This is a genomic window from Silvibacterium acidisoli, assembly GCA_022870745.1.
GTDB lineage: Bacteria > Acidobacteriota > Terriglobia > Terriglobales > Acidobacteriaceae > Silvibacterium.
In genome coordinates, this window is sequence record CP085323.1 from 1,198,454 (window position 1) to 1,217,905 (window position 19,452).

A 19,452-nucleotide genomic window follows, 5' to 3' on the forward strand; every position below is an offset into this window, starting at 1 on the left:
GTTGTCGAGTTCTTCGCAGGAAGTTGACCCAGGTTCAGGATCGAAAACCTCCGTCATGTGACCATCAGGATTCCGGTTAGGAATCCGGAGCTTACCTTTATGAAACGAAGCTGGTTTCCGGTGCTCGCGTGTTCGTCGCTGGGTTTCTCCCTTGTGGCAGGTTGCGGCGTCTCCAGTAACTTCCCCGCTATGACTGGAGCCACCGTTTACCTCTCCGGCAGCCAACTCAGCTCGTCGGGAAGCAGCTCAGCCGTCTACTGGAAGGACGGGACAGCCGTCACTCTGCCTGACAAGGGGCACGGATCCGACGCAACTTCGATTGCTGTCGATACCAGCAATATTTACGTAGCGGGAACTGTGAGCGACGGCACCAATAACATCGCTACCCTCTGGACGAACGGCACAGCAACTGCCTTAAGCACAGACAGCAGCAGCGCGGCTTCCGTCGCGATCGCAGGCACGGATGTCTATGTTGCCGGCAGCGACGGAAATACCGCCGAATACTGGAAAAATGGAACTGCTGTGAAGTTGACGGATGGTACGAAGCCCGCCGCAGCCGAATCCATCTTCATCTCGGGAACCGATGTTTATGCCGCCGGCTATGAAGACAGTGCGGCTGATTCCAGCGGAATACCCGTTGCCAAATACTGGAAGAACGGCACCGAGATGGACCTCGGAGCGGGCGCGCAATCCTCTGCCTCGTCCATTTATGTCTCAGGATCCGACATCTATGTCGCTGGTTATACCTGCGTCAGCGCGGGAGCCGTCTGCAGCCAGGCAGCTACCTGGAAAAACGGAACCCTGACGGTGCTCACCGACGCGGTAAATACCAACGCCACCTCCATAGTCGTTTCTGGATCGGATGTATACATCGCCGGCAACGGCGGCCCGTCAACCGGCGGCGCCCCCACAATCGCCGGATACTGGAAGAACGGAACTGCCACTCCGCTCGATAGCGATTCGGAAGGAGTCGACGCGACGCAGGTTCTGGTCTCCGGCACGGATGTCTACGTTTCCGGTTCTCTCGAAACGGCTGCGGGATACTGGAAGAACGGAACACCCGTTCCGGCCGCCACTGGAGCCGGTGGCTCCCTCGCATCCGGCATTGCCGTCGTCGCCCAGTAACCTATCCCGCAGCAAGGGCTTGCCAAGCAGGCCAAAAACGACCTAAAATAGGAGAATTGTAGGAAAGGTAATAGACACGCTATGCCTAAGACAGGTATTCATCCCTCTTATAACGAAATCAAGGTCGCATGCGCCTGTGGCAGCGTTTTCGCCACCCGCTCGACCCACAAGGGCGACATTCACGTGGAAATCTGCTCCGCATGCCACCCGTACTTCACCGGCAAGCAGAAGCTGATCGACACGGCCGGCCGCGTTGAGCGTTTCCGCCGCAAGTACGCCAAGACGGAAGCCGCAGCCAAGTAAGGGTCTGCCAGCAGGATCGACAAAGGCCTCCGCAATCGCGGGGGCTTTTGCTTGGTGTTACGCATGAAGAAGCATTGGGACAACCCGAACGAGCACACGATGCCCGAGAGCACCCGTGTGCCTGCATCCTTCATCATCGGCAACGTAGCGGTGGCTCCGGCAACGGTGCTCGCCCCCATGGCCGGTGTGACGGATACGGTCTTCCGCCGCTTCATTCGTAATGCCAGCGTCTTTTCCGCGGACGCGACCTCTGATGCTTCGGTCGATACCGAGGTCACGAACCAGCAGTCCGGCTGCGGACTCATCATGACCGAGTTCACCTCGGCCGACGGCCTGTCGCGCATGCGCGAATCGAAGCGCAAGCGCTACCTGACCTTCTACGAGGACGAGCACCCGATCTCGGCGCAGCTCTTCGGCTCGAATCCGGACACGCTCGCCGATGCCGCCCGCATCGTCGAAGAAACCGGCTTCGACATGGTCGACCTGAACCTCGGCTGCCCCTCGAAGCGCGTTACCTCCTGCAACGGAGGCAGCGGCCTGCTACGTGACCTGCCCGCCATTGCGAAGATCTTCGAAGCCGTTCGCGCCGCCGTCACCATTCCCTTTACGGTCAAGTTCCGCATGGGCTGGAACGACTCGCAGATCATCTGCGTCGAGCTGGCACGCATGGCGCAGGAGAGCGGACTGAACGCCGTCGCGCTCCACGCCCGCACCCGCGAGCAGGGCTACACCGGCCAGGCACGCTGGGAGTGGATCGCCGCCGTGAAGGACGCCGTCACCATCCCGGTCATCGGTAACGGAGACATCCGCACGCCCGAAGACGCCGCCGCCATGGTAGCCCAGACCAACTGCGACGCCGTCATGATCGGCCGCGCCGCGCCGCAGAATCCGTGGCTCTTCCGCCAGATCGCCCAGTACACCGCGCTCGGACGCTACGACGAACCGACCGACCTCGACCGCTACCGGATGATCAAGACCTACTTCCAGATGCTGCTAGAGGCCGACTTCCCGGAATCACAGGGCAAGATGAAGCAGTTCGCCTCCTGGTTCACCCACGGAGTACCCGGAGGCGCCCGTCTGCGCAAATCCATCTTCGCGGCCAAGAAAGGCGACGCCGTCCTCGAAGCCGTCGAAGAGTTCTTCGCAACACCCCGCCCCGATGCAGACGAACCCGTCGAAGTAGTCGACGCCGCAGAGCTGGTCACAACGACCGTCTGCGATTAAGGCACTCTTTCCAAAGTCTCCAAGAAACTTGCCTCAAGCGATTGAGGCAAAAGTTGACGACGATCTCCCGAACAAGATTACTGGCGATAAGTCAACTTATCGTTACTAACCCGGGCACGATGAGTGCACTGGCGATTTGGCGTAAACCCAGACGGATCAGTGGCGGGAAGCGCGTTTGACGGGATTCTTCACTTCGAAAGCTGCGCCTGGTTCGGGGCCAAAGGAATGTAAGATTTATGGCAATCCGGAGAATTGAGCCAAATGCATCTCAAAAAATTGGAAATCCGCAACTTTCGCGCAATCGCTGAATTGACCGTCGATCTCGTAGACGGAGCGAATCTCTTGGTCGGGCCGAACGCGGTTGGCAAGACGACCGTCTTAGAGGCGATCAGGATGGCCAAAGGAATCTTGGCTCCGAGGACACAAAACGAGGCCCGTCAGATTCTGATTAATCTCGGAGTTATGTCCCCGAACCTGCCTCAGCAGATAAACTACGGGGCCATCGCGCGCGACAGTGACAAGCCGGTGACAGTGAATTGTACGTTTGAGCTCTCTGCTACCGAGATTGGTCGACTGCCAGAATACGTCGAGAAGCTCGCACAGCAAGTCGTCGCGGCGCAGCACGGGATCGGAATGGATAATGGCCCTCTGACGCTTGTTCAGTTTCTGTCTTCTCCGTCCGGACAAGCAGCAATGCAGGCGGCTGCGCCCTTTATCCAAGAGGCTATCGCGAGGTTCGCCAGAGAGAAAGAGTGCAGGATGTTCTTGACCGGCGATCCAAAGATGGGGTTCCGGGGGGAAGACGGAATATCGCAGGCCCTGTTCGCGGTCATGGAAAACTCGTTGGCACCAAATCAAACGCTGTTTAGCTATTTCACTGCAGATAGAGCAATGCCCGTCGGCGAGACGCCAATTCAACTCGGCGCTGCCGACGCACAGCAGCAACTTGAATCTCATAACTCCAATCCGTCATTAAAGTATCAACGATTCAAGAACGTCATTTTCTCCTCAATGGTCGAGAGCGATGAGAGCGCCCTGAAACAGAAGGAAACATTCAAGGAGATATTTGAGACTCTATTGAGGGAAAAGAGCATTGAGAAGTTCACCGTAAACAGGTTCGGCCAAGCGTCGATCCTAATTCGCGATATTTCCTCTGACAAAATATTTGACATCGATTCCATGAGCAGCGGGGAGAAGGGCTTAATCCTCACCCTCCTAATCATGTCCAAGGCGATCGCAGTTGACGGCTTTGTCCTCATTGACGAACTAGAATTGCACTTGAACCCTGCGGTGCACAAGGATCTGCTCGATTTCCTTCTAGACAAGTATCTGCTACCAAAGAGCATCCAAGCCATTATCTGCACGCACTCTCCAGGAGTGATGAGCGCTGCTCTTCGAAGAGCGGATTGTAAGGTTTTTCATATAAGGCGGGGCTCACCTATTTCTCCCATCAGGCGGCACGACCAGCCCGAGGCAGTCGAGGCGCTGAAACTATTGGGGACCTCGGAGATTGAGGAACTCCTTTACGAAGCCACGGTCTTTGTTGAGGGGCCAGACGACGTGGAGCTATTGGAATTCGCCTTCAGAAGCGCTCTCGCCCGGGTAAAGTTTAGAGAACTCATGGGCAGGGGGGAGGTTGAAAAGTTAATACTGAAACTGCAGCAAGCAGACAGGATGGGCCAAAAGGAAAACATATCCTACTTCTTGTTCGATTTTGACAACCGCCCAGCAGGGCTGACCGATACACCCAAGGTAAAAGTCAAGCAGTGGGAGCGCTATTGCTTGGAAAACTACCTGCTTGAACCAGAGGTTCTGTACGACATTGTAAGGCTAGATTGCAAGCCTAAGACTTGGCCAGCGAGCCTTGGGGAGGCAACAAAGCAGTTTGCCCAAATAGCAAAGAAGCAACTTCACTCCATAATCGTCGATGAGGTGTATAAGGAGTACGGGTTTGGCGATATTCGCCTAAGAGGCAACGATAAGGCTCACGACTTCCCTAGCTCCGCGAACAACATCTTTAAGAAGATTGAGACATTGAAGACACAACTGGCACCGTTGTCCGAAGCGGATTGGACGGCTGAATTCGTGCAGCGTTGCGCGTCCCGGCTTCAGGAGCGGGAGCAGGAGTGGGACAGCTCCTGGAAGCAGAAATGCAATGGCAAACAGTTCTTCAAAGACCTAAACCGCTATGCCGGAGATTTCGGAGTAGATTGGCTTGGCCTGAAGAAGCGCCTGCTTGCAGGCAACAGAGATGCCGACAATGGAGGTACCGAGAGCTGGAAACTCTTGCGCGGAACATTGCAGGACCTCCTCGGCGCATAAAGTTTGCCGGGGCTGGGCATGCCCCTCAACACTGTTCATAAAGTTATGAAAATTGTCGGTATCCAGGCCGTTTCCGTGAGGTCGCCTTATGGCTTCTGACGGGCGGTCACGTCAGAAGTCAACTGTCGATAACAGGCCAACGCGCTCATTTATCATGAGGGTTCCGCACCGATGCTCTAGTCCTTACAAACGCGTCTAGTGGAACCTGTGCCATCCCACTCATGCCGCGATGTAGCTGCGTCATGAATGGGGCACCCGGGATGATCTGCGCTTACCTCATCTTCTTCGCAAGCGGGAAGGGCCCGGCTAGCGTCCGTCCTTCAGAAACGCCTTATCGTTGATGAATACCGCCTTGGGGTCCGGGTCTTGATTCTCAAAGACCGCCGTGTACAGTTCCGGCTCACCGCTCGACGGAGTCAGCGTCAGTGTGTATCCGTCGAACTTGTACTGACCGCTACCCAGTCCTCGATTGCTCATCGTCGTCGCTCCCGCAGATCCGGTTTGGAAGCTCGCCGATGAGAATCCGGATTTCTGATAGCTGCCATTTGGGGTGAAGGAGATGAATGTCTGCGCCACCACGCTGTGCGATCCGCCGATGTTGCCCGTCTGCGCGAAGGTGCTCGTGTACTTGCCGGCCAGCGTCTTGCCGTGCACCGGAAGCACTTCAAAGGCCCTGGTGCTGTGATAGCTGGCGATGATCGAGTGTCCGGGCTCACCAGCGGTGAAGGGCGAACTCGTGTGCGTCACCAGTCCGTACGCATCGCGTTCCGTGAAGGTGAGCGTGCCACCTTCCAGCTTGTACGTGCCGCATTTCTTCGGAGCCTGGTGGCAGGCCTCGGCGAAGTTCAGATCGAGCACATGTCCGCCCTCAGGCAGACCAAAGTACGCCTGCCCGGTCGGCAGCAGAACTACGTATTCACGGCGTGCCACCAGATCCATGCCGCCGAGCGGATTGAGCTGGTTCTGCAGGGCCGAGCCAAAAAACAGGCCGGACCGGCCGCCCGCCATCTTCTCCGGATGCAGCGGATCCCATGTTCCGCTTCCGTCCCCGTGCAGTACCGCGGCGGACATCATGTCGTCCAACTGGTTGCGAAACTTGATATTCTCTCCGCCCCAGTCCCCGCTGATTAAAAGCGCCATCTGCAACTTCCCGCCTATGGCGTACCCCACGGCGGCAATGTCTTCACGCTGCCGGTTCACCACTCCCGAGTCCAGCACATATATTGCAGGGCTGCCCCCGCCTGTCGTGCCCGAATGCGGATATTTGAAGGTCAATCCGGTGCCCGGGAAGTTGGCGCGCACGCCGCTGTAAAGTGCTTGCTCGGGGCTGCCGCTCAGAGGCACGGTCGTGAGCAAAATCACCGCCGCTGTGTGTTGCGTCTGCGTCTTGAGGATTGCCGCCTCGGGAGTATTTTTCTGCACCGTCCATCCCGGCGGAGGCGTCACCGTCATTGCGCCCACGGTGATCGCGCCAGCCCCCGATACCGGCTGCGCAACTCCGAGCGCATGCGCGGTCTCCGCTGCTGTTCCCGAGCTCGCGGTCGTACCGGCTGCAGCCGTAGCCGTGGAGGCGGTGGCTGTCGCGGCTGGAGAGGGTTGGGTGTGCACAGGCTCAGGCAGCATCGATGGAGCGGCATCGGCCTTCTTCGCACGCCCTTCACCGCCGCCGTTTGCCCCCTGATCCATTCCCATCAGGTCAGGAGCATTTGCAGCCTTTTGTGTAGCCGATGGATCGTGTGCCGGATTGCGCAATGTGCGCGCCAGCATCGTGCAGGACAGCGTGCTCTTGAAGCGATGCCTGTTCAGTTCCATCTGCTCGGCGAGCTTCGCATTCTGGAAGGCATGCTGCAGGGCAGGATCGTTCGCGATCCTGGTCTTCGCGTCCTCCCAGTGGTTGCGCTGCTCCCAACCCTGCATCTGCACGGTGTAGCCCGACGCGCCGAGAGAATTGGCTCCCATGCAATAGCCTACGTAGGCGTCAACGAAGCCTCCCTGCTCGGCAACCGTCTGCAACCCGGGATCGGACGCCTTTTGCGGAGCCGGCATGGTTACGGGAGGCGATGCCGGAGCAGGCGTCTGGGCGGATGTCTGAGCAGGCGTCGATTGTGTTTGCGAAAGTAGCGGGAACGAAATCAGACCCATAGCCGAAACGAACGCGAGCAGTGTTCGCAATGGGAAAACCTCTTATTTTTGATTGATTGGTACAAGAATGTTTCTACTTCGCAGGAGTGAGAGTGCAAAAGTAGCGTAGGGGTTTGCTTCCCGGACATTTCAAACCCATGAATTTTTGACTCGCAACAAGCGCGCCGATTCCAACCACGTTGGTTAGCCATCCCACTCATGCCGCGATGAAGCGGCGTCATGAATGGCACCCGGCGATTGGGGCAAAAGTTGGCGGCGATGATCTCCTAAAACAACATCACTGACGACGAGCCGCCTTATAAGGCCCAACCGGTGTGGCTCGAATGACGAGTGCGGCGGTTGTCAGGATTTGTTAAGCCTTCGATCTTACAGGCACGATTCCTCTGCGATCCATCCAGACCTTTCCCCATAAGTCCAGCTTCAAAAGAATCGGTTGGAGAGATCTTCCTTCGTCGGTAAGACTGTATTCAACCTTAGGCGGGACGACAGGGTATACCTTCCTGCTCACCAAGCCATCGTCTTCAAGCTCACGAAGCTGCTTGATGACCATGCGAGGCGAAGCACCGGCAGCAAGTCGTGTGAGTTGATTGAACCGCAGGGTTCCCTCCAAGAGGTGATAGAGAAAGACGCCTTTCCACTTGCCTCCGATGCGATTCAACGCGGCCTCGATCGCGCATCCAGGGATTTCGTCGTACTCTCTTTTCTTGCTCAAACTCTTCCTCGCGGGCACTATACATTTGTATAGTATGTGACTTTTATTGCTGTATTTACGGTTATTCCAGTATTTCCTATCTTACATAGCAGAGGTAGGAAAATGCTTTTCGAACCGATACAAATTGGCGGTGTTGAGTTCCACAACCGAGTTTTTATGTCTCCGATGTGTATGCACTCGGGAGACGAGGAAGGTCGCGTCAGCGACTTCCATCTGGTGCATTACGGTGCACGCGCCCTGGGTGGCGCGTCTCTTGTCTTCCTGGAGACCACGGCAATCCTGCCGAACGGCGTCATCGGCCCCGGTGACATCGGCATCTGGAGCGATGAACATATTCCGGGCCTCGCTCGTGTCGTGGATGTGATCCACAAGATGGGCGGCAAGGCGGGAGCGCAGCTCGGTCACGCGGGCAGAGTGCTCGGGGTTACGGGCCGTCCGGTCATCGCCCCATCAGCCATTCCGTTTGCAGATGGTTTCGCGACACCGACTGCGTTGGATGAAGCTGGCATTCAGCAAGTCATCGCGGCTTTCCGGGACGGCGCACGCCGCGCTCGTGAAGCCGGTTTCGATGTCATCGAGATTCACACGGCGCATGGCTACCTGCTCAATGAGTTCCTTTCTCCGTTGGCGAATCACCGTACGGATCAGTGGGGCGGGTCTCACGAAAATCGCTATCGCATCGTCCGCGCGATCATCAATGAGGTCAAGCGTGAATGGAGCGGTCCATTGTTCGTGCGTGTTTCGACAACGGACTATGCCGAAGGCGGCAATCGCCCCGAAGACTTCCTGATCTACGGGAAATGGATGAAGGAGCAAGGCGTTCATCTCATCGATTGCTCGTCGGGTGGTATCGCCATGATGAAGATCGACAGCTATCCGGGCTACCAGGTTCCTGCTGCAGAACTGCTTCGTCGGGAACTGGGCATCATGACGGGCGCTGTGGGGCTGATCGAAAACGGTGCCCAGGCGGAAGGTATCCTGCGCGACGGACGTGCCGATGTGGTGCTGATCGGTCGAGAGATGTTGCGTGATCCGTTCTGGGTTCGCTCTGCCGCAGACGCACTGCGTGCGACGGTTCCGGTTCCCGACCAGTACACCCGTTACGGTGCTTACTGGCTGCGGCACAAGCCCAATCCGGCAGCGTCAGCACCGGCTCTCACCACATCGCGTTACTAACCACGCAATGCTGTCACAGTTCACAACAGCACTTCACCTGAAAGGTAAAGACAATGCCAAAGCTAGTACGTTTCCATGAAGTCGGTGGCCCCGACGTTTTGAAGATTGAAGAAGTTGAGATTCCTACTCCGAGCGCGGGGCAGGTGCGAATCAAGGTCAAGGCGATTGGACTGAATCGCGCTGAATCGATGTATCGCACTGGCGCGTATGTCGAAGAGCCAGTGTTTCCTGCGCTGCTCGGATATGAAGCAGCCGGTGAGATCGAAGCCGTGGGACCGGATATCACCGAGTTCAAAATCGGAGACAAGGTGAGTGTCGTACCTGCATTCAGCTTCTTGGACTACGGTCTCTACGGAGAACTGGTCCTTGCTCCGGCCCGCGCGGTCGTCAAGCATCCCGAGACTCTGAGCTGGGAAGAGGCTGCTGCTGTCTGGATGCAGTATGTGACAGCTTGGGGCGGTCTCATCGAGTTCGCGAAGCTCGGCAAGGGCGACACTGTCGTCATTTCCGCCGCATCGAGCAGCGTTGGCATCGCCGCGATTCAAATTGCCAAGCAGGTGGGTGCGACCTCGATTGCGCTGACCCGCACCAACACGAAGGTCGCCGAGCTGAAAGCTGCCGGTGCTGACTTTGTGGTCGTCACGGACGAACAAGACCTGGTGAAGGAGATCCTCGCGATCACTGGAGGAAAGGGCGCGGAAGTAGTCTTCGATCCCGTTGGCGGCCCGACTTTCTCGAAGCTGGCAGGCGCAACAGCGATCGACGGGACGATGATTCTGTACGGAGCACTAAGCCCCGAGCCAACGACGTTGTCCGCAGTCGAAGTTCTGGGACGGCACCTGACTATCCGCGGCTTTCAACTCTTCGAGGCTTCGACCGACGACGCGCGACTCGAAAAGGCAAAGAAGTTCATCGTCGAAGGCCTGGCTTCCGGCTCTCTCAAGCCCGTGCTTGCCAAGACCTTCCCGTTTGAGGCGATCGTGAACGCACATCACTACCTCGAAAGCAATGCACAGATCGGCAAAGTGGTGGTGAGCGTCAACTAACGACTCGGCTCCGATCAACGTAGAACGCTGTTCATATGGCCTCTGGAACACAATGCTGGGCATCTCTCGACGAGGTGCCCGGCGCTCTGCTGCCGATTCAGATAGGTTCGCTGCCTCGATCGACGGCGTTTGCATTTGGAGCGGTTAAACCTCATAAGTCCCGACAAACGCGGTTTGCGGAAGCAATGCCATCCACTTATGCCGCGATGAAGCTGCGTCATGAATGGGGCACTCGGTTTGATTGTCGACCTGGCGATTCGCCAGATTTCTTCTTGACACAAACTAAAAATCCACTACCATTTGGTTGTGGATAGGTTGGATTCTACATTCGCGGCTTTGTCTGATCCCACGCGCCGGGCTATGCTCGCGCAGCTTTCGCGGGGGCCTGCCTCTGTGCATGCCTTGACGGAGCCTTTTGCACTCTCGCAGCAAATGATTTCAAAGCATATTGCTTGTCTTGTACGGGCGCGGATCGTAATCAAGACCAAGCGTGGACGGGAGAGCGTGTGCACCCTTCGGCCAGAGGCGATCAAGACAGTCAGCGACTGGGCGATGAGCTATCGCCAACTCTGGGAAGAGCGTTTCGACAAGCTGGATGTGGTAGTCAGGCAAATGAAACAAGAGGAGGATGACAAAAAGCATGGTCAATGAGACAGAGCGGATGATGATTACAAGAATTTTCGATGCCCCACGCGAACTGGTCTGGAAGGCGTGGACAGACCCGAAGTACGTCATGCAATGGTGGGGACCGAAAGGTTTTACTGCGCCTGTCTGCAAGATGGATTTTCGCGTTGGTGGAAAATTCCTGTGCTGCATGAGAACTCCGGATGGGCAGGATTTCTGGAATGCCGGTGAATACCACGAGATTGTTCCGCACGAGAAGATCGTTTCCTCCATGTACTTTTCCGACGCGGACGGAAACAAGGTTGAACCCGAGCACTATGGAATAGAGCACACAGCCAACGCCGATGTGTACGACGTGACTCTTTTCGAAGATCTAGGAAACGGTCAGACGAAGCTCACCTTCATTGGCAATGAAACCATGGAAGAGGCAACGAAGAGCGGTCAGGTCGAGGGCTGGCAGCAGATCCTCGATAAAGTTGCTGCGGTTGTTGAGGAACTGCAGCAGGCGAAGTAAGGCGCAGCGGGTTTCAACCACCGCTGGCAGAGTCAGGGGCCGCCTGTGCATGTGGGCGGCCCCGCCTCAATTGTTGCTTTAGAGGCAACGCACTCAAAGTGAGAAACGACCACCGGAAACGCTCTCCTAAAACCATCCGGCCGCTGGTCTCACGCGGGAACCGCTTCCGTTTTCTGACGGGAGAGCAGCTGGGTAATTCCCAGCGCTGTCAGTACGCATAGGAACGCAAACAGGAAAGCGCTGGGGTAGCCGAAGGCTTCGATCAGGGCTCCAGCTACGGGGCCTACCAGGAAGAAGGACACGTCCGCGAAACCGGTGTAGACGCCCAGGGCCGCGCCGCGATTTCGCTGGGGTACGCGGCGGACGGCTTCGACTCCCATGGCGGGAAAGACGAGCGACAGCCCGAGGCCGGTCAGCAGCGCTCCTGCGACCGCCATCCAGGGGGCACGTGCCTGCCAGACGAGCATGGTGCCCACCGACTCTATCGCCAGGCTGATGAGGCCGACCGGGAAGGCTCCCCAGCGGTCGATCGAGCCCATGAAGAAGACGCGCGAGGCCACGTAGGCGAGGCCGAAGGCGGTGAGGCACTCCACGGCTCCGTCCCAATGGCGGTGGTTGTAGAGCAGCGCCGCGAAGGTGGCTAGTACGCTGTATCCGACGCCGCCGAGGGCCAGCACCACTCCGTAGGGAGTGACGCGCCCCAGCACCTGGCGGAAGGGCAGATGCTCGCCGGGCGCGGAGAGAATGTTCTCCTTGTAGATGGCGAAAAGGAAGCCGGCCACGCAGCCGGTGAGGGTGAGCACGCCGATCGCCTCCAGCCCCCAGTGCTTTTGCAGAATGACGCCGAGCGGCGCGCCGAATGCCAGGGCGGAGTAGGTGCAGATGCCGTTCCAGCCGATGACCTTCACGGTGTGTTCGGGCCCGACTCCGCTGATGCCCCAGAGCGTGGCGCCGGTCGAGCCGAGGCTTTCTCCGAAGCCGAGCACGAGGCGGCTGGCGATCAGCATGCCCAGGCCGACGCGCACCTGCGCGTGCGCCATGGGAGCGAGCGTGAGCAGCAGGCCGCTGAAAGCGCACAGGGCCATGCCCCAGACGACCGAAATTTTGGGCCCGTAGGTATCGGAGATGCGGCCTGCCCAGGGGCGGCTGATCAGTGTCGCCATGTACTGCACGCTGATGACAAAGCCGGCCATCGTGGTGCTGAAGCCCATGGCCAGGTGCACATGGGTGGGAAGCACGGCCAGCGGGAGCCCCATGGAGAGATACACAAGAAAGGTAAAAGCGGTGTAGCCGAGAATTTTTAGCGTATTGCCTTTATCGGGCCCAGTTTTATCCGGCACAGTTGTGACGGAGGCCTCCACAGAAGGCTGTTGGCTGAGGACTTGCAAGGGACTCATACTCTATTATCGTTCATCCGGAAGGGGCTGGCTTCCGTCTGGCTTCGCCTTATCCCGCACCGTACAATAGAGTTGCAGCACTTTCCCCGGAGGCATTTGCCCTGCTCGAACAACTGGCTTCTTTCCTGACGACGCAAAGCTTCGCAGCGGCACAGACGCTCGGGTTTTTCATGCCGAAGAACGACCTCCGGCACTACCTCCGCTACCACTACGGCGACCACACCTTCGAGCACCTTTACCGCTGGAACTGGTTCGACACCTCGCTGCTGATTCCGTACTTCATCGTCATGATCATCCTGGCGTTCTACGGACTGCATCGCTACCAGCTGGTCTATCTCTATTACAAGAATCGCAAGAACGCCGCAAAGGAACCGCCGAAGCGCTTCGAGACGCTGCCCAAGGTGACCATCCAGCTGCCCATCTTCAATGAGCAGTTCGTCATCGACCGCCTGATAGATGCCTGCTCGAAGATCGACTATCCGCGCGAGCTGCTCGAGATCCAGGTGCTCGACGACTCGACCGACGAGACGAAAGACGTAGCCAGCGCCATCTGCACGCGCTACCAGGCGATGGGCACGCCCATCGTCTACCTGCACCGCACCAATCGCCACGGCTTCAAGGCCGGTGCGCTCGACGAAGGCCTGAAGGTTGCCAAGGGCGACTTCGTGGCCATCTTCGACGCCGACTTTGTGCCTCCGCCGGACTGGCTGATGAAGGTTGTGCACCACTTCGCCGAGCCTGAAATCGGCATGGTGCAGACGCGCTGGACGCACCTGAACCGCGACTACAGCTTTCTCACGCAGGTGGAAGCCATCCTGCTCGACGGACATTTTGTACTGGAGCATGGAGGTCGTTCGCGCGCCGGTGTCTTCTTCAACTTCAACGGCACGGCTGGCATGTGGCGCCGCGAGGTGATCGGCGAGGCAGGCGGATGGCAACACGATACGCTTACCGAAGACACCGACCTCAGCTATCGCGCACAGCTCAAGGGCTGGAAGTTCAAATACCTGCAGGACGTCGAATGTCCGGCCGAGCTGCCCATCGAGATGACGGCATTCAAGACGCAGCAGGCGCGCTGGGCCAAGGGACTCATCCAGACCTCGAAAAAGGTTCTGCCGAATGTCTTCAAGAGCGATCTGCCATGGCACATCAAGCTCGAGGCCTGGTATCACCTGACGGCGAACCTGAGCTATCCGCTGATGGTGGTGCTCTCCGTGCTGCTCATGCCGGCCATGGTCATCCGCTTTTACCAGGGATGGTTCCAGATGCTGCTGATCGACTTTCCGCTCTTCATGGCGTCGACCTTCTCGATCTCGTCGTTCTACCTTGTCTCGCAGAAAGAGCTGTTCCCGAAGCGCTGGTATCGCACGTTTCTCTATCTGCCGTTCCTGATGTCGCTGGGCGTGGGCCTGACCGTGACGAACACCCGCGCGGTGATGGAAGCGATCTTCGGCATCAAGAGCTCCTTCAAGCGCACGCCGAAGTATCGCGTGGAGAAGCGCGGCGAAAAATCGCAGGCTGCAAAATATCGCAAGCGGCTCGGTATCGTTCCGTGGATCGAGCTGGCCATCGGCTGCTACTTCGCGCTGACTATCTGGTACGCGTGGGTGAATGAGAACTACTTCACCATCCCGTTCCTTCTGCTGTTCGTCATCGGCTACTGGTACACCGGTCTGCTGTCGTTGCTGCAAGGGCGCTTCGAGCGCTGGCGCAGCGGCGGAGCGAATCTCGATGAATCGTCACCGAAGCCTTTCCCGGTTGGGGTGTAGATCGTAAGAATATGTTCGGTTTCTTTCTCGTATTCGCTCTTTCCGCATTCAGCGCACTCTGGTGCCTGCTCTGCTATCTCATTTCGTATCTGAGCGGATGGATGAAACTATCGAACCACTTCGCTGCAGATCGCTCCTTCACTTTCTCCGGCGAACGCGTTCGCTTCTGCAGCGGCTCGATGCTCCGGCACATTCAGTACAGAGGCATCCTCGAAGTCGGCTGCAACGAAGACGGCTTGCATCTTGCACTCATCTGGCCGTTTCGCATCAGCCATCCGCGTCTGATCATTCCCTGGGGCGAGATCGCTATCGGCGAACCGGAAAAGCGATTTGGCATTTTCACGGTCACACCGCTTCTACTGGGAAGAACACTGCAGACGCCGTTCACGGTCTACACCGGCCGCGCCCGGCAACTCATCGAAAAGTGGGTCGCGGAAGTCGCTCCGTAAAAGATACGGTTCGGGAATGGATGACGCGCCTTTGCTTTAGGGGAGGGTAAAAGTGCAGATCCCTCATTGCCTTCGAAATGAAAGACGAATAGAGATCAGCGGACAAACGGGTGGCGCAAAAAAGGTGTCGCTTAAAAACAAGCGAAGACTGAGAAGAAGCAGGTCAGCGCTTTAGCCCTGATATTTCCGGTTCAGTGAGAAAAGGGATTGCCGCCCTTGAGGTAAGTTCCAGAACCTTGAGGTAAGTTCCACAACGAAAGAGCGGAGGCCAAGGCCTCCGCTCTTTCGTTTGATTTGTGAAACGGGTTAGAAGCGAACGCCGAATGTAACCGGCAGCAGGCTCGAAGTTCCCGAGTTAAAGTTGTTGGCGTCGACGCCGTTGTATGTAGGCGAGTTCACCCACGTATAGCGAACCTCAGCGAAGAGCTTGCCGTTGCTGTCAGGACCGAAGGCCTTCCAATAAGCGCCTACGCCGAAGTTCAGGCCGCCCTGGTTGCTGGATGAGTGCGCGACGGTTGCCGGCACGCCGTAGCAGCCATAGAAGTAGTCGCATTCAGCGACCTGCTCGGTGAGGTTGGTCACCTTGCGATAGAAGCCGCCGCCACCGGTGACGTATCCGCCGAAGGTCTTCGTCAACGGCTGGTACCAGACCGGCTGAATCGTGAACGACCAGATGTTTACATTGCCGCCCAGCGGCTGATCCAGTCCGCTGCCCACGGCCAGTTCCGTCAGAGTGCTGCCCGGAATCTTGTCGCGGTTGAAGTTGTATTCAATGAGCGTGGCAAAGTGCTTGGTGAAGTTCCAGCCGCCACCCGCGCGAATGTTGTAGCCGTAGGTCTCGCCGATGCTGAGCGGATAGTCGGGACCGCCGTGCGTGGTATTTCCAAGAGGCGCGGTAAAGCCGGCACCCGCTTCGATGGCGATGTGGCTCCAGCGATCGTTCGATGAGCCGGGGTAGCGATGGTAGCCGCCGCCATACTGGGGAGCGGGTGCATTCGAGCCGCCGACTCCGCCTTCGCCGCCGTCCACGTCGGAGTTCAGTATCGCTTTCCAATCGGAAGAGCTTGAGTACGCGTGACCGCTGTCATCAGTTGTGGCCGTCGCATTGCTCTGGGCCGACGCCATGAAAGGCATCGCGGCAAAAGCAACAGCTGTAACAGTCATAGCGATGCGTCGCATCAGGCTCCGTGAAGAATTGCAGTTCTCAACCATGAAGATTCCTCGAAGGATCGGTAGATTTACCGGAGGCCGCGGCTTGATAGGCAGTCCCCTTGTACGGTCGAACCCCGATCTTAGGGTTTAGACGCGGTATTGCGGCATTTTGTTTTACAAAAACATGAAGGCCGGGAGACCCGGCCTTCATGTTTCATCTGTCTCGACCTAGTGGATGTCGAATTGCTCCGGGTGCAGGGTCGGATCGCTCTTGACGATGATCGTCTTGCCTGCCAGCTCTTCCAGCTCGTTGAGCCAGTGGCCGTTACCCGCCTTCAGCGTCTTTACTACTTCCGGATTCACGCGCAGCATCACGTCATTGCGATCGAGATGCTTCTGCATCTTCCGCATCTCGACATAGATCTCGTTCGCGACCGTCACCGGGCTCTTTACCATTCCGGTACCGGTGCAGATGGAGCACGGCGTGCTAAGCGTGCGCTCGAGCGACTGCTTGACGCGCTTACGTGTGATAGCCACGAGACCGAAGTCATTAAACTGAAGCACCTTGGAAGGAGCGCGATCCTTCTTGAGCTCCTCTTCGAGCGCTGCCATCACCTTATGGCGATTCTTGCGCTCATCCATGTCAATAAAGTCGATCACGATGATGCCGCCCAGGTCGCGCAGGCGAATCTGGCGCACAATCTCCGGAATCGCATCGAGGTTCGTCTTGAGGATCGTATCCTCGAGGCGAGCCGTCTTGCCCACATACTTGCCGGTGTTGATGTCGATAGCCACCAGTGCTTCGGTCTGGTTGATGACGATCGAACCACCCGACTTGAGCCACACCTTCGATTTGAGAGCCTTCGAGATTTCGTCCTGGATACCAAAGTGTTCGAAGAGCGGCGTTTCCTTGGTATAGAGCTTCACGCGGCGCACCAGCGAAGGCTGGAAGCGGTTGAGGAAGCGCACCGTCCGCTCATATTCAACTTCGTTGTCGACCCAGATGGCCGAGAAGTTATCGCTCACCTGGTCGCGGAGCACGCGCTCGACAAGATTGAGATCGTGATAAATCAGCGCCGGAGCCTTGCTCGACTCTTCACGCTGCTTAATCTCAGTCCACAGGCTGATGAGGAAGCGTAGATCGGCGCGAAGCTCTTCTTCGCTCGCTCCATCGGCAGCAGTACGAACGATAAACCCTCCGCCTGCCTCGCCACGCTCGCTGATCAGAATGCGCTTGAGCCGCTGGCGCTCTTCGTCGGAAGAAATCTTGCGCGACACACCAACATGGTTGACCGTCGGCATAAACACCAGGAAGCGGCCCGGCAACGCAATGTGGCTGGTGATGCGCGCGCCCTTCTTGGCGATCGGTTCCTTCGCAATCTGGACAAGAATCTCCTGGCCCTGCTTCAACAGGTCGCTGATGATCGGCAGGTCCATGGTCTGGGCCGACTGGCGGCGTCCGCCCTGGCGTCCGCGGCCACCCTGGTGACCACCGCCACCACGGCGGTTGTCACGGCGATCTCCGCGGCGTCCGCGATCCTCGCGGCGCGGTGCACGCCCGGGAGTCGCGACGGATTCACCCACGCTCGCTCCGGCCTCGGCTACCTCATAGCCACCGGCATCCTCCACGTCTTCGAGGACGCTTTCGGCATCTTCGTAGCCGTTCTCTTCCTCGGCTTCTTCTTCAGGCTCATCGGAAACGCGCTGGCTCAGGTGTACTTCGCGAACCAGCTCGCCGATCTCGGGGGCCGTGTGATCGAGCGTCTCTTCCTCGAGCTCTTCATCCTGATCATCTGCGTAGGCATGCAGCGGCTCGAAGTCATACTCTTCTTCGTCGATCGTCTCTTCTTCGAGCGATCCTTCGCCCGGAGCAAATCCATAGGGCGGCTCAGCAGCTTCGGTCGCGGGCTCTTCTTCTATCTCAACAGCTGAGGCCTGCACTTCGACCGGCAGTTCTTCAGTCATCTGCCCGGGCTCATGAATCGTCTCGTCAATCTCGTGAGTCTCGTGAGTCTCGTTGGCGTCTTCTACGTGAGATTCTTCTTCCGGTTCGCTGGCCACGCGGAACTCGCTGGGGGCAACCGGATCGACGCGGTGCGAAGCCGAAGCGTTTTCCGGCTCGAACTCGTGCACCTCTTCGATCATCTCCTCGGCATGTTCAGGCTGCTCGGTTTCGAGGTGAAGCGATCCGTTCTCCTCAACCACGGAGGGCTCAGGCGAAGCATCCTCAGCCGGGGTCTCATTCACCTCGGCAACGGCCATGCCGAACTGCTCGGTTTCCTCAGGTACAAGTTCTTCGCTGGGCGACTGCGTCTCGATCGGCGCAGCATCGCTTTCCTCGCCGACTGCCGGCGCGGAAACTTCCGCCGCAGCAACTTCCGGCTCCTGCACGGTAGAGACGGCCTCAAGTTCTTCCGGAGCATTTTCTTCTGTTGCAGAGACGGCCTCAACAGCAGGAACTTCCTCGCGATCGCGATAGCGCGAAAGAGACTCGCCCGGCAGCAGACCCTTACCATCCCACTCGATCGGAGCTTCGATCAGCGTGGAAGGTTTAGGCGCAACGTAGTTGATCTTCGGCTGCGGCTTTGTCACAGCAGCCTCGGCCTTCGGCTCTTCTGCCTTGGGTACACCGCCGTACTTCGAGAGCGACTCGCCCGGCAGCACAAACGCGGGTGCGTGCGGTGCGTGCGCAGCCGGTGCGGCGGCTACCGGAACCGGAGCGGCAACAGGCTCTTCGTCGGCCGAAGGCAAAAAACCGTCGATCTCTTCAATGATTTCGTTCGTATCGACAGCTTCGATCTCGGTTTCTGTCGAAGCAGGTGCGTTCTGAGCCTCTTCCTGGCTGCGGTTGCGGACTCCGCGGCGGCGGCCGCGACGTCCGCGCCAGCGGCGGGTTCCTGAAGGAGCCTCGCTATCCTCGCCTTCTTCCGCGGATGAAGACGACGCAACAGCAGCATCAGGCTGAGCCTGCGCCTGCTGGCGATTGTCCCGGTTCTGGTCGCGATTTTGATCGCGATGTTCGCGACGGCCCTTCGGGGCTGCGTCCGCCGACTCAAAGTCGGCTCCGTCTTCCTGTTCTTCGAGGAAATCGGTTACGTAAAGGAAGGCATCGCGCTCCAGGCCGATATCGACAAACGCCGACTGCATGCCGGGAAGCACGCGGGTAACTTTACCCTTGTAAATGGAACCGGCGAGTGTGTATTCGTTCTCGCGCTCGTAGTAGATCTCGGAAAGTTCGTCGTTCTCGAGAATCGCCAGCCGCGTCTCGTGCGGCGTGGTGGAAATGCAAATTTCTTTCGACATGCTGCCTCTCTCATCTCACGGACAAGCCGTGAAATAACGGTCGAGACAGATCAGCGCGGGAGCCCGGACGAAAGCAGGGATGACGAAGAGATGGCCGGCTCGAAGCAGATTCTTTGCGTGACGGTGCGATAGCGCACCGGCCGGTTGCCCGGCGGGTCCTCACTGAAAAAACCAACATTCTGAAGGTGGACATC

At 58.0% G+C, this 19,452-nt stretch carries 15 protein-coding genes; 10 read left to right on the forward strand and 5 right to left on the reverse strand.

Translation table 11 applies throughout. The features are described from left to right. The first annotated feature begins 99 nt into the window (after window positions 1-99). The 4 genes from LJD29_RS04835 to LJD29_RS04850 all read left to right on the forward strand — a co-directional run bounded on the left by LJD29_RS04835 (window position 100) and on the right by LJD29_RS04850 (window position 4,974). A complete protein-coding gene (locus LJD29_RS04835) occupies window positions 100-1,125 on the forward strand; it encodes a hypothetical protein (RefSeq protein ID WP_446744624.1) in 1,026 nt (341 codons plus the stop codon). Window positions 1,126-1,206: 81 nt separating this feature from the next. Next, window positions 1,207-1,428: a 50S ribosomal protein L31 gene (gene rpmE / locus LJD29_RS04840; protein ID WP_446744625.1), complete on the forward strand. Its 222-nt coding sequence runs from the start codon at window positions 1,207-1,209 to the stop codon at window positions 1,426-1,428. 63 nt (window positions 1,429-1,491) lie between these two features. Continuing rightward, window positions 1,492-2,652, forward strand: coding sequence for a tRNA dihydrouridine synthase DusB (dusB, locus tag LJD29_RS04845; protein ID WP_446744626.1), 1,161 nt, complete (start codon window positions 1,492-1,494; stop codon window positions 2,650-2,652). Window positions 2,653-2,913: 261 nt separating this feature from the next. Continuing rightward, window positions 2,914-4,974 carry an ATP-dependent nuclease gene (locus tag LJD29_RS04850; RefSeq protein WP_446744627.1) on the forward strand — a complete coding sequence of 687 codons (2,061 nt, stop codon included), beginning with the start codon at window positions 2,914-2,916 and terminating at the stop codon, window positions 4,972-4,974. A gap of 306 nt (window positions 4,975-5,280) precedes the next feature. On the opposite strand, the gene LJD29_RS04855 is transcribed toward LJD29_RS04850, so the two are convergent. Continuing rightward, window positions 5,281-7,146, reverse strand: coding sequence for a hypothetical protein (locus LJD29_RS04855; RefSeq protein ID WP_446744628.1), 1,866 nt, complete (start codon window positions 7,144-7,146; stop codon window positions 5,281-5,283). A gap of 322 nt (window positions 7,147-7,468) precedes the next feature. Next, window positions 7,469-7,828 carry a winged helix-turn-helix transcriptional regulator gene (locus LJD29_RS04860; RefSeq protein WP_446744629.1) on the reverse strand — a complete coding sequence of 120 codons (360 nt, stop codon included), beginning with the start codon at window positions 7,826-7,828 and terminating at the stop codon, window positions 7,469-7,471. A gap of 102 nt (window positions 7,829-7,930) precedes the next feature. Between LJD29_RS04860 and namA the strand changes: the two genes are divergently transcribed. The 4 genes from namA (at window position 7,931) to LJD29_RS04880 (ending at window position 11,188) form a co-directional block, all read left to right on the forward strand. Further along, window positions 7,931-9,004: an NADPH dehydrogenase NamA gene (namA, locus tag LJD29_RS04865; RefSeq protein WP_446744630.1), complete on the forward strand. Its 1,074-nt coding sequence runs from the start codon at window positions 7,931-7,933 to the stop codon at window positions 9,002-9,004. A 53-nt stretch (window positions 9,005-9,057) separates the two neighbouring features. After that, on the forward strand, window positions 9,058-10,050 hold the full coding sequence (locus LJD29_RS04870) for a zinc-dependent alcohol dehydrogenase family protein (protein WP_446744631.1): 993 nt from the start codon (window positions 9,058-9,060) through the stop codon (window positions 10,048-10,050). A 306-nt stretch (window positions 10,051-10,356) separates the two neighbouring features. Beyond that, window positions 10,357-10,701, forward strand: a complete 345-nt coding sequence (locus LJD29_RS04875) for an ArsR/SmtB family transcription factor (RefSeq protein ID WP_446744632.1) — start codon at window positions 10,357-10,359, stop codon at window positions 10,699-10,701. After that, complete coding sequence (locus tag LJD29_RS04880) at window positions 10,691-11,188, forward strand: SRPBCC family protein (RefSeq protein ID WP_446744633.1); 498 nt, start codon at window positions 10,691-10,693, stop codon at window positions 11,186-11,188. The genes LJD29_RS04875 and LJD29_RS04880 overlap by 11 nt, the downstream gene beginning before the upstream one ends. A 149-nt stretch (window positions 11,189-11,337) precedes the next feature. Here the strand turns inward: LJD29_RS04880 and LJD29_RS04885 are convergent, their stop codons facing one another. After that, window positions 11,338-12,528 (reverse strand): MFS transporter, encoded by a 1,191-nt coding sequence (locus LJD29_RS04885; RefSeq protein ID WP_446744634.1) that lies wholly within the window; start codon window positions 12,526-12,528, stop codon window positions 11,338-11,340. 227 nt (window positions 12,529-12,755) lie between these two features. Here LJD29_RS04885 and LJD29_RS04890 point away from each other — a divergent pair, with 227 nt between their 5' ends. Together LJD29_RS04890 and LJD29_RS04895 are read left to right on the forward strand one after the other, a co-directional pair. Next, the gene (locus tag LJD29_RS04890; protein WP_446744635.1) at window positions 12,756-14,354 is read left to right on the forward strand and encodes a cellulose synthase family protein; all 1,599 of its coding nucleotides are present in this window, start codon (window positions 12,756-12,758) and stop codon (window positions 14,352-14,354) included. Between the two features lie 11 nt (window positions 14,355-14,365). Continuing rightward, window positions 14,366-14,803 (forward strand): hypothetical protein, encoded by a 438-nt coding sequence (locus tag LJD29_RS04895; RefSeq protein ID WP_446744636.1) that lies wholly within the window; start codon window positions 14,366-14,368, stop codon window positions 14,801-14,803. Window positions 14,804-15,109: 306 nt separating this feature from the next. Here LJD29_RS04895 and LJD29_RS04900 read toward each other — a convergent pair whose 3' ends face one another. Beyond that, the gene (locus LJD29_RS04900) at window positions 15,110-15,982 is read right to left on the reverse strand and encodes a hypothetical protein (RefSeq protein WP_446744637.1); all 873 of its coding nucleotides are present in this window, start codon (window positions 15,980-15,982) and stop codon (window positions 15,110-15,112) included. A gap of 201 nt (window positions 15,983-16,183) precedes the next feature. Then, window positions 16,184-19,258 (reverse strand): Rne/Rng family ribonuclease, encoded by a 3,075-nt coding sequence (locus LJD29_RS04905; RefSeq protein WP_446744638.1) that lies wholly within the window; start codon window positions 19,256-19,258, stop codon window positions 16,184-16,186. Window positions 19,259-19,452: the final 194 nt, after the last annotated feature.

Bases quoted from the DNA above. Each gene is read 5' to 3' on its own strand.
- LJD29_RS04835 (WP_446744624.1), top strand. From the start codon at position 100: ATGAAACGAAGCTGGTTTCCGGTGCTCGCGTGTTCGTCGCTGGGTTTC.
- rpmE (WP_446744625.1), top strand. From the start codon at position 1,207: ATGCCTAAGACAGGTATTCATCCCTCTTATAACGAAATCAAGGTCGCA.
- dusB (WP_446744626.1), top strand. From the start codon at position 1,492: ATGAAGAAGCATTGGGACAACCCGAACGAGCACACGATGCCCGAGAGC.
- LJD29_RS04850 (WP_446744627.1), top strand. From the start codon at position 2,914: ATGCATCTCAAAAAATTGGAAATCCGCAACTTTCGCGCAATCGCTGAA.
- namA (WP_446744630.1), top strand. From the start codon at position 7,931: ATGCTTTTCGAACCGATACAAATTGGCGGTGTTGAGTTCCACAACCGA.
- LJD29_RS04870 (WP_446744631.1), top strand. From the start codon at position 9,058: ATGCCAAAGCTAGTACGTTTCCATGAAGTCGGTGGCCCCGACGTTTTG.
- LJD29_RS04880 (WP_446744633.1), top strand. From the start codon at position 10,691: ATGGTCAATGAGACAGAGCGGATGATGATTACAAGAATTTTCGATGCC.
- LJD29_RS04890 (WP_446744635.1), top strand. From the start codon at position 12,756: ATGCCGAAGAACGACCTCCGGCACTACCTCCGCTACCACTACGGCGAC.
- LJD29_RS04895 (WP_446744636.1), top strand. From the start codon at position 14,366: ATGTTCGGTTTCTTTCTCGTATTCGCTCTTTCCGCATTCAGCGCACTC.
- LJD29_RS04900 (WP_446744637.1), bottom strand. From the start codon at position 15,982: ATGCGACGCATCGCTATGACTGTTACAGCTGTTGCTTTTGCCGCGATG.
- LJD29_RS04905 (WP_446744638.1), bottom strand. From the start codon at position 19,258: ATGTCGAAAGAAATTTGCATTTCCACCACGCCGCACGAGACGCGGCTG.